The following is a 9,282-nucleotide window of genomic DNA, read 5'->3' as shown; positions in this document are numbered from 1 at the left end:
CGTCCGCACCAGCCCCGCCGCCACCTCCGACACCCGCCGGTTCGAGCCCTGCGAGACCCTGCGCAGGACGTCGAACGCCTCATCCGCCCCGCAGCCGAGTACGTGCATCACGATGCCGCAGGCCTGATCCACCACCGGCCGGGTCCGCAGCGCCTCGCCCAGTTGGTCGACCTCGCTCAGTGCCGCGCGGTACCGCCGGTCGCGGACAAGGCCCGCCGTGGCGAGGTCACCGAGCGCCCGCGCGGGCCCGTGCCGCGCCCCGGACAGCGTGCCGGGGCGGAAGCTGAACAGGCTCAGGGTCACCGTGAGCCCCGAGCGGTGGAAAGGCAGCGTGACACTGGCGCGTACGCCGGAGTCCAGTGCCATGGCGCGGTACTCGGGCCACCGCTCGTCCCGCAAGAGGTCACCGGAGTCCACCGGAGCCCCGCGTTCCCGCGCGGCCGGTATGGGCCCTTCGCCGGAGCGCAACTGGACGGAGAGGAGTCCGGCGAGGTCGGGGTGGGTCACCGCCCCGGGCTGCTCGCCTGCGCTGTCGGCGACCGTCGCAGCCGCCCCGCAGCAGGCTGCCGTACAGCGCACGGCCTGCTCGGCGAGCTCCGAGAGCCTGCGCCCGGGCAGAGCGGACTCCGGTCCTTCCAGTTCCGGTTCGGGCAGGAGGGACATGGTGGATTCCTCCTCTCTCTCCTTTCTCGCCTGCCCGCACGCCCCTCCGGAAAACCGCCGCAGCGGCTACGTTCGACGCATGTCCCAGACGGAGGAGTTCGGCGAGGAGCTCGCGGACTTCGTGCGCCGCGTCGCCGAGTTGAAGTCGGCCCGCTCCGTCCCCGCGGGCGACCTCGGCACGGTGCTCGACGCGGCGATCTTCGAACTCGACCATGTGGCCGAGCAGTTGCGCCCCGCCTACGAGCGGCTCGCGGCCGACGGGCAGCTCGGCGGCGGCCGCTCCCCCGACCGCGACGAGCAGCGGCTGCTTCGGGCGATCTTCCAGCGGCTCCCGCTGCCCGTCGCGCTGGTCGACCGGGAGTCGGTGGTCCGGCGGCTGAACTTCGCGGCGACCGGTTTCACCGGCGTACGCGCGGGCTACGCGACCGGCAGGCCGCTCACCGGGTTCCTGCTGCACGCCGACCGGGTCGCGTTCCGTTCGCAGACGGCGGCGGTCGCACGCGGCGAGGGCGACCGCAGCCTCACCGTCCACCTCCAGCGGATGCCGCACGCCCCGGTCCGCGCGACGCTCACCGCGCTGCGGCCGGGGACCGAGCCGCGCACGGCGGTCCTGGTGGTGCTCCAGCCACAGCCGCAGCCGACGGGCGCGCGCCCGCTGCCGCAGGAGACGGCCCTTCAGGGCGCCGCGCCCGACCTGCGCGAGGCGACCCGGCACGCGGCCCTTCTCGACCTCGCGGACGCCATGACGGCCACGCTGCTCACCGCCCCGGCCGGGGACCGGGCGGCCGTCGTCGAGCGGGCGGCCGCGGTGCTGCACGGGCGGTTCGCCGACTGGGTGATCGGCGACGAAGGGGCGGCGCACCAGCGGCGTACGACGGTGATGGGGCCGAAGGGCGCACCGGTCGACGACGTCCTCGCCCAGGCTCCGGGCGCCTGCCCCCTGGTGGTCGAGGCCGCGCGCGGCGGTGCGCCCGTGCTGCAGGTCCGCCCGGAGGACCCGGACGCCTTCGGCCGTGACGCGTCGGGCGCCCCCGTCCTCGTGCGCGCCCAGGTGACGTCCCTGCTGTGCGTGCCGCTGAGCGCGCGCACGGACGGTCCGGTGGAGGGCGTCCTCACGCTCTTCAGGAGCGGTGCGCGGCTCGCCTTCTCGATGGCCGAGGCGCAGGCCGTCGATGTGATGTCACGTCACATCGCGCTCGCCCTGCGGCGCACCGCCTGAGGCCCGCGTGTCAGGCGGCGTCGCGCATGACCTGGTCGCGCAGGCGGTCGCAGCAGCGGCTGATCAGGCGTGAGACGTGCATCTGGGAGATGCCGAGCTGTTCGGCGATGCGGCTCTGCGTCATGTCGCCGAAGAAGCGCATGTAGAGGATGTCGCGTTCGCGTTCGGGCAGCGCCGCGATGCGTGGCTTGACGGCCTCCCGGTCGACGACCACGTCGAGGGCGGGGTCGGGTCCGCCGAGCGCGTCCCGCAGCGCGTATCCGTCCTCGCCGCCGGGGAGTTCGGCGTCCAGGGAGAGCGCCGTGAAGCTGTCGAGCGCCTCGAGGCCGGCGGCCGCGTCCTCCTCGGACAGCTGGGCCCGCTCGGCGATCTCGGCGAGGGTCGGCGCGCGTCCGGGGACGGTATGGGCCAGGTCCTGCCGGGCGAACCGCACGCGGTTGCGCAACTCCTGTACGCGGCGCGGCACATGGAGGGTCCACATGTGGTCGCGGAAGTGGCGCTTGATCTCTCCGGTGACGGTCGGCACGGCGTAGCTCTCGAAGGCGCTGCCGCGCTCCGGGTCGTAGCGGTCGACGGCCTTGACCAGGCCGAGGGCCGCGACCTGGCGCAGGTCGTCGAGGGTTTCGCCGCGGTTGCGGAACCGTCCCGCGAGCCGCTCGGCCATGGGCAGCCAGGCCCTGACCAACTCCTGGCGCAGCGCGTCGCGTTCGGGGCCGTGGGGCATCTCGGTGAGCCGGCGGAAGGCCGCCGCGGTGTCGGGGGCGTCGTTGTGCGGGTGACCCTTCGTGTGCGGTGTGTCGGATCGCATGGTGCGTCGCAACTCCCTTGTCGGCGCCTAGGGTTGACGAGTCACCGTGGGATGCGCGCAGCCGCGTCGGGGCACACCCGGGGCGCGCGAGCCGCTCCCACGGACGTGCCTGAGGTCCGAAGCACTGTTCACTCGCCTGCCCCACGCCCCGCGGGACAAACACCCCGGGCGGACACGGGCGGCGCCCCGCGGGAGTGGGCGCCGCCCCGGCCGCGTCACAGCACGCGGCGTACGGCGTCCGCCTCTTCGGGTCCTGCGGCGTTCGCGATGGTCCCGACATTCCCGATGGTCCCGGCGTTCTTGATGGTCCCGACATTCCCGATGGTCCCGGCGTTCTTGACGGACGGCAGCATCCACTCCTCGTACCGGCCCAGTGCCAGGACGATGCCCAGCATCAACACCGGCATGAACACAGCGAGAACCGCCATGGCTCCTTCTTTCCCCTGCATGCCCGTGGGGGGTGTCGTCGGCCGGGTCTCCCCGCTTCCGTCCCGCAAACCCGCATGGACCGGCCACATGCGGGTACTGCGGGCGGAACGACGCATCCGCGCAGGGAAGGGCTGCTCGCCATGACTGATTTCGTCAGGGACGTCATGACTCCGGGCGTCGCGGCGGTACGCCCCGACGCCTCGCTGGTGGAGGCCGCACAGGTGATGCGCGCTCAGGACATCGGGCATGTCCTGGTGGCCGTGGACGGAAAGGTGCTCGGCGTGCTCACCGACCGCGACATCGCGCTGCGCGCCGTCGCCGACGGCGCCGATCCGCTCACGGTCAGCGCGCACGCCGTGTGCACCCCGAACCCGGTGGTGGTCACGCCGGACGACGCGGTGTCGGCTGCGGTGAGCCTGATGCGCGAGAACGCCGTGCGCAGGCTGCCGGTCGTGGAGGACGGGCGGCCGGTGGGGATGGTCTTCCTCGGCGATCTGGCGCCGGCGGTCCGACCCGGCCGGGCGGGGTCCCGGCCCGGCCGGTGAGAGTGCGGGTCCGGTTGCACGGGGGAACGACCGGACCCGCGGTACGGGCCCGGCCCGGCGCGTGACGCCGGGCCGGATCGCCGGAGGTCCGTCACGGTCGTGCCCTTGGGGCGGGATATGGACCCTCGGACAGCGACCGGCCCGGCCTGCGACAGGTGAAACGATAAATTGGCGCGGACGCGACCACGATCCGCTGAGCGCGGCCGCTGTCCGGATAACGCACCCATCCCCCGCGCGGCCGTTCACCTGCGCAGCGTCTGGGACGGCAGCTCGCCGAACCGGGCCCGGTACTGCTCGGCGAACCGCCCCAGATGGCTGAAGCCCCACCGGTGCGCCACGTCGCTCACGTTCAGCGCGCCAGGCTCCGCCGCGAGCAGCTCGTCGCGCACCCGGTTCAGCCGTACGTCCCGCACGTACGCCATCGGCGACATCCCCACGTAGCGGCGGAACGCCTCCTGGAGCCAGCGCACACCGACCCGCGCCTCGGCGGCGAGCCCCGCGGGCGTGAACGGATGGTCGGGACGCTGCTGCACGGCGTCCATCGCACGCTTGACGGGTGCCGGGCGCAACCGCTGGGCCGGGGCGGCGAGTTCGGCACGGAAGCGGTGATCGGCGGCGAGCAGCACCCCGTTCAGGACGGCCTCCTGCAGCGGCGCGGCGACCAGCGGCGACGCCAACAGCGCGTCCGGGGCCGCGCGCAGGTCCTCCACGACGGTCATGACGAGGCGTGCCCAACTGCGTCCCGGGCCACGGGTGGTGTCGAGTTCGGGCGCGAGGGTCAGCGGGGCCCGGAAGGAGCGACCCAGGAGCTGTTCCAGGCGCCGTTCGAGGGCATCGCGGTCCATCTTCACCGCGAGGATGCGGCAGTCGCCGGTCCACCGCTCCACCACCGTGTCGCCGACGGGCTGGAACACCCCGGCCCGCTCGGCCGTCGCGACGGCGCCCGCGGCGCCGCCCTGCCGGAAGTGCATCTGCCCGCCCAGCGGTATGTTCACGTGGTACGAGCCCAGTTCACCGAGCCGCATCCGCACATCGGCGCCGCAGCTCAGCTCCCCGAGGGTGAGCTCGCCGAGCTGTCCGACGTCGAACTCGGCCCGGAAGGTACGCGGTCCGTCGATGACATCCATGAAGTTGCTGTAGAACGCGGCGCCGATGGCATCCCGCGCCTCGTCGACGTCCCCGGTCGTGCAGGACATCCTCAGCGGCTCCGCGCTCACCCGCGGCCCATCCGTGCCCACCCTCGCTCCCGCAAGATCTTCCATGCTCCCCGCGGCTCCTCCAGCACGGGCGCAGAGAACGCTCTCTGCTCCAAATGCGCAGCGTACGGGGTCTCTCGGTCAGGGTGAAGGTGACGTCGTCCTCACACCCTGCGCCCCAGCAGGTTCAGCAGTTTGGTCTGTACATCGGCGCCCGCCGGCGGTTCCACCGCGGGTGCGAAGAGGCCGCTCTTCTCCAAGTCGGCGGCGTACGGCGTGATTTCGCGTGCGGAGAAGGCGACGAGGTCGTCCGGGAGCTGCTCGTCGGCGCCGATCGCCCGGGACAGGTCCCAGGCGTGCACCACGAGATCGGTGATCATCTGTCCGCAGTAGAAGACGGCGGAGGTCTCGCCGAAGGAGAGGTGGACGGTGCGGTCGAGGGCGCCCGGCTCGGCGAACGCCTCGTAGGAGGCGGCGGCCGCGGTGTCCCAGGAGGCGACCGGGTCGGGGCCGAGCATGTCGCCGTCGAAGGTGTCGCCGACGGAGGCGATGGTGGCGCCGTCCCTGACCATCGAGGGCACCCACAGCTGCTCGGCGGTGAGGTGGTTGACGAGATCGCGCACGGACCAGTCGGTGCACGGCGTCGGCGCGTCCCACTGGTCGGCCCGGACCTCGTGCACCCGGTCGGTGAAGACTTCGAGGGCGGCGGCGTGCCGGGCGAGGAGCGGGTGTGCGGCCTTGCCAGTCGTGTCTGCCATACCCGCCATTGTCCTCCTGAGGCCCGGGGGCGCTACCGCGCGCGGCCGGGCCCCGTGCTCCTTCGGGGTGCGGCAGAGCCGCTCAGCGCTTGCGTTCCACCCGTCGCTCGTCCCACACCGGCTCCTGCGTCTCGCGTACCAGGCCGTCGCTGCCGAAGACCAGGTAGCGGTCGAAGGAGCGGGCGAACCAGCGGTCGTGCGTCACGGCGAGAACGGTTCCCTCGTACGCCTCGAGCCCTTCCTGGAGCGCCTCGGCCGATTCCAGGTCGAGGTTGTCGGTGGGCTCGTCGAGCAGCAGCGCGGTGGAGCCCTCCAGCTCCAGGAGCAGGATCTGGAAGCGCGCCTGCTGGCCGCCCGAGAGCCGCTCGAAGCGCTGCTCGGCCTGGCCGGTCAGCTCGTACCGGCGAAGGCGCGACATGGCGGGGCCCTTGTCCTGGGCGTGCTCGCGCCACAGGATGTCGAGGAGCGTACGGCCGAAGAGCTCGGGGTGGGCGTGGGTCTGCGCGAAGTGGCCCGCCACGACGCGCGCGCCGAGCTTCCACTCGCCGCTGTGCGCGACGTCGCCGCCGGCCAGGAGCCGCAGGAAGTGCGACTTGCCCGAGCCGTTCGAGCCGAGCACGGCGACCCGCTCGCCGTAGAAGACCTCCAGGCCGAAGGGCTTCATCAGGCCGGTCAGCTCGAGACCCTTGCAGGTGATGGCCCGGATGCCGGTGCGCCCGCCGTGCAGCCGCATGGTGATGTCCTGCTCGCGCGGCGGCTCGGGCGGCGGTCCGGCCTCCTCGAACTTGCGCAGCCTGGTCTGCGCGGCGGCGTACCGCGAGGCCATCTCATGGCTGACCGCCGCGGCCTGCCGCAGGTTCAGGACCAGCTTCTTCAGCTGGGCGTGCTTCTCGTCCCAGCGCCTGCGCAGTTCCTCGAAGCGGGCGAACCGCTCGCGGCGCGCCTCGTGGAAGGTGGCGAAGCCGCCACCGTGCACCCAGGCGTCGGCGCCCGCGGGGCCCGGCTCGACGCTGACGATCTTCTCGGCGGCGCGGGCGAGGAGCTCCCGGTCGTGCGAGACGAAGAGCACGGTCTTGCGCGTCTCCTTGAGCCGCTCCTCCAGCCAGCGCTTTCCGGGTACGTCGAGGTAGTTGTCGGGCTCGTCGAGGAGCAGCACCTCGTCGCCACCGCGCAGCAGGGCCTCGAGGACGAGGCGCTTCTGCTCGCCGCCGGAGAGCGTGCGGACCTCGCGGAACTGGGCCTTGTCGTAGGGGACGCCGAGTGCGGCCGTGGTGCACATGTCCCACAGCGTCTCGGCCTCGTAGCCCTGCACCTCCGCCCAGTCCGAGAGCGCCTGCGCGTACTGGAGCTGCGCGGCCTCGTCGTCGACGGTCATGATCGCGTGCTCGGCGACGTCCACGGCCTTGGCGGCCTCCCGGATGCGGGGCGACGACACGGAGACGAGCAGCTCGCGCACGGTCGTCTCGTCCCGCACCGACCCCACGAACTGCGGCATCACGCCGAGCCCGCCGCTGACGGTGACGGTGCCGCCGTGCGGCTGGATCTCTGAGGAGATCAGCCGCAGCAGGGTGGTCTTGCCCGCGCCGTTCGCCCCGACGAGGGCGACGACGGCGCCCTCGCCCACGCGGAACGAGACATCACCGAGCAGCGCCCGCCCGTCCGGCAGGTAGTACTCGATGTGCGCGGCCTCAAGATGTCCCATGGTCACGCATTGTCAGCGGCGGGGGTCGGGGAGAGCAAATCAATTGCCGGTCGCCGGTCGCCGCCCCGCCAACGGCCTTTGACCACATACTGATACGTGGGTCTCATTATTCGACATGGCGACGTACGGTCGGATCACCGCAGCAAGCGGCAGCGAACGTGAAGGAGTTCCCGTCATGCCGGAGGAGACCGCCGTCTACACGCACGGACACCACGAGTCCGTGCTGCGTTCCCACACCTGGCGGACCGTCGCCAACTCGGCCGCCTATCTCGCCGGTTCGCTCAAGCCGCACATGAAGGTCCTGGACATCGGCTGCGGCCCCGGCACCATCACCGCCGAGCTGGCCGAGCTCGTCCCCGACGGCCGTGTCACGGGCGTCGACCAGGCGCCCGGCATCCTGGACCAGGCACGCGCGACGGCCGCAGGGCGCGGCCTGACGAACGTCGAGTTCGCCGTCGCCGACGTCCATGACCTGCCGTACGCAGACGACTCGTTCTGCGTCGTCCACGCCCATCAGGTGCTCCAGCACGTCGGCGACCCGGTGCGCGCCCTGAGCGAGATGCGGCGGGTCTGCGCGCCGGGCGGCATCGTCGCCGCGCGCGACGCGGACTACGAGGCGATGACCTGGTATCCGCGGTCCCCCGTCCTGGACGGCTGGCTCGACCTGTACCGGCGGGTGGCCCGCGCGAACGGCGGGGAGCCGGACGCGGGGCGGCGCCTCAAGTCCTGGGCGCTGGAGGCCGGTTTCGACGACATCACCGCGACCGCGGGCACCTGGTGCTACTCCTCGCCGCCGGAGCGCGACTGGTGGAGCGGCCTGTGGGCGGACCGCACGGTCGCCTCGTCGTACGCGGAGCGCGCGGTGCGGGGCGGGCACGCCGACGCCGCGGAGCTGCGGACCATCGCCGACGCGTGGCGGGAGTGGGGGCAGCGGGAGGACGGCTGGTTCACGGTGCTGCACGGGGAGATCCTCTGCCGCAAGTGAAGGCCGCGGGGCGGTCCTGACAGCGGCAACCGTGCGCCGCTTCGCGGCGGATCTTTCCCACCCACCCGATCACCCTGCGGGTAATGGGTGTGTGGGAAGCCGCGGTTCACGCCGCGGGCCCGGCTCGGTCCCGACGGGGCTCGGAGCGTCGGCGCTCCGTCACGACGGGGTGCGTGCCCGCTGGTCATAGGGGTTTCCGCAGGGTTCGCAGGGGTGCTGACGACACCCCGGTCCGGGGGCTCACGGGCGTGCCTCGCGCTGCCCGCGCCGGAAGGATTCAGGGACAGGTCCCGGTCCTACGGAAGCGAGCGAGGCACACCATGGCGTACGAAACGCGTTCAGGGCACCCGAAGCCGATGCGGTCCCGGCCGGCGCGCGGCGGTGAGTCCTCCGCTCCCCCGCCCGTCCACGCCGCCTTCGCCCTGTGGATCACCGCGGTCGCGGCGGGCGTCTTCGAGACGGTGCTCGCGGTCGGCGGTCTGATCGCCGACGGGGACACGACCGCCGGGGAGACAGCGGGCGGTCTGCTGCTGCGGATGACCGTGTTCTCGGTGGCCGTCCTGCTCGCCGTCCAGCTGCGGCACGGCCGGAACTGGGCGCGGTGGGCGCTCGCCGTGGGACTCGGCGGGTTCGGCACGCTGTCCCTCGTCATCGGCCCCGTCCAGTGGCTGGCCGACGGGCACTCACCGCTGGACGCCTTCCGGGATCTGGGGGTGATGGACGCGCTGTTCGGCGCGAGCCGCGTCCTGCATCTGAGCGCGGTGCTCGTGGCACTGGCCCTGATGTTCGCACCGGCGGCCAACGCCTGGTTCAAGGGGCGGTCCGGCACACGGCCCAGGGGGCGGTCCGGCACACCGGCCAAGAGGCCGTCCGGCACCCGCTAGCCGGGGTCGGGCCGTTTGCCCGCCGCGCTCCGGGATACCCGTACAGCCCCGCACATCCAACGGCCGCATCGCCGTCCCCACACCCCACTCCCC

Annotated in this window: 10 protein-coding genes; 4 read left to right on the top strand and 6 right to left on the bottom strand. The window is 72.8% G+C overall.

Translation table 11 applies throughout. The features are described 5' to 3' along the window. Positions 1-663 (bottom strand): GAF and ANTAR domain-containing protein (locus E2651_RS36965; protein ID WP_135335644.1); only part of this gene is annotated, 663 nt, incomplete at its 3' end. 79 nt (positions 664-742) lie between these two features. On the opposite strand from E2651_RS36965, the gene E2651_RS36960 reads away from it, so the two are divergent. After that, positions 743-1,882 (top strand): PAS domain-containing protein, encoded by a 1,140-nt coding sequence (locus E2651_RS36960; RefSeq protein ID WP_135335643.1) that lies wholly within the window; start codon positions 743-745, stop codon positions 1,880-1,882. A gap of 10 nt (positions 1,883-1,892) precedes the next feature. Here E2651_RS36960 and E2651_RS36955 read toward each other — a convergent pair whose 3' ends face one another. Then, positions 1,893-2,690: an RNA polymerase sigma factor SigF gene (locus tag E2651_RS36955; protein WP_135335642.1), complete on the bottom strand. Its 798-nt coding sequence runs from the start codon at positions 2,688-2,690 to the stop codon at positions 1,893-1,895. 215 nt (positions 2,691-2,905) lie between these two features. Beyond that, positions 2,906-3,118 (bottom strand): hypothetical protein, encoded by a 213-nt coding sequence (locus E2651_RS36950; RefSeq protein WP_135335641.1) that lies wholly within the window; start codon positions 3,116-3,118, stop codon positions 2,906-2,908. A 141-nt stretch (positions 3,119-3,259) separates the two neighbouring features. Here E2651_RS36950 and E2651_RS36945 point away from each other — a divergent pair, with 141 nt between their 5' ends. Beyond that, positions 3,260-3,664 (top strand): CBS domain-containing protein, encoded by a 405-nt coding sequence (locus tag E2651_RS36945; protein ID WP_135335640.1) that lies wholly within the window; start codon positions 3,260-3,262, stop codon positions 3,662-3,664. Positions 3,665-3,906: 242 nt separating this feature from the next. Here the strand turns inward: E2651_RS36945 and E2651_RS36940 are convergent, their stop codons facing one another. The 3 genes from E2651_RS36940 to E2651_RS36930 all read right to left on the bottom strand — a co-directional run bounded on the left by E2651_RS36940 (position 3,907) and on the right by E2651_RS36930 (position 7,320). Next, positions 3,907-4,926, bottom strand: a complete 1,020-nt coding sequence (locus tag E2651_RS36940; protein WP_245239455.1) for an AraC family transcriptional regulator — start codon at positions 4,924-4,926, stop codon at positions 3,907-3,909. Positions 4,927-5,024: 98 nt separating this feature from the next. Then, complete coding sequence (locus E2651_RS36935) at positions 5,025-5,618, bottom strand: TIGR03086 family metal-binding protein (protein WP_135335639.1); 594 nt, start codon at positions 5,616-5,618, stop codon at positions 5,025-5,027. Between the two features lie 82 nt (positions 5,619-5,700). Further along, positions 5,701-7,320: an ATP-binding cassette domain-containing protein gene (locus tag E2651_RS36930; protein ID WP_135335638.1), complete on the bottom strand. Its 1,620-nt coding sequence runs from the start codon at positions 7,318-7,320 to the stop codon at positions 5,701-5,703. A gap of 175 nt (positions 7,321-7,495) precedes the next feature. Here E2651_RS36930 and E2651_RS36925 point away from each other — a divergent pair, with 175 nt between their 5' ends. Together E2651_RS36925 and E2651_RS36920 are read left to right on the top strand one after the other, a co-directional pair. Next, positions 7,496-8,305 carry a methyltransferase domain-containing protein gene (locus E2651_RS36925; RefSeq protein WP_135335637.1) on the top strand — a complete coding sequence of 270 codons (810 nt, stop codon included), beginning with the start codon at positions 7,496-7,498 and terminating at the stop codon, positions 8,303-8,305. A 356-nt stretch (positions 8,306-8,661) separates the two neighbouring features. Beyond that, the gene (locus tag E2651_RS36920; protein WP_135335636.1) at positions 8,662-9,189 is read left to right on the top strand and encodes a hypothetical protein; all 528 of its coding nucleotides are present in this window, start codon (positions 8,662-8,664) and stop codon (positions 9,187-9,189) included. Positions 9,190-9,282 lie beyond the last annotated feature (93 nt).

Source organism: Streptomyces sp. MZ04 (genome assembly GCF_004684775.1).
GTDB lineage: Bacteria > Actinomycetota > Actinomycetes > Streptomycetales > Streptomycetaceae > Streptomyces.
Note: the sequence above shows the minus strand (reverse complement) of the source record. Positions and strands in the feature narration are given on the sequence as shown.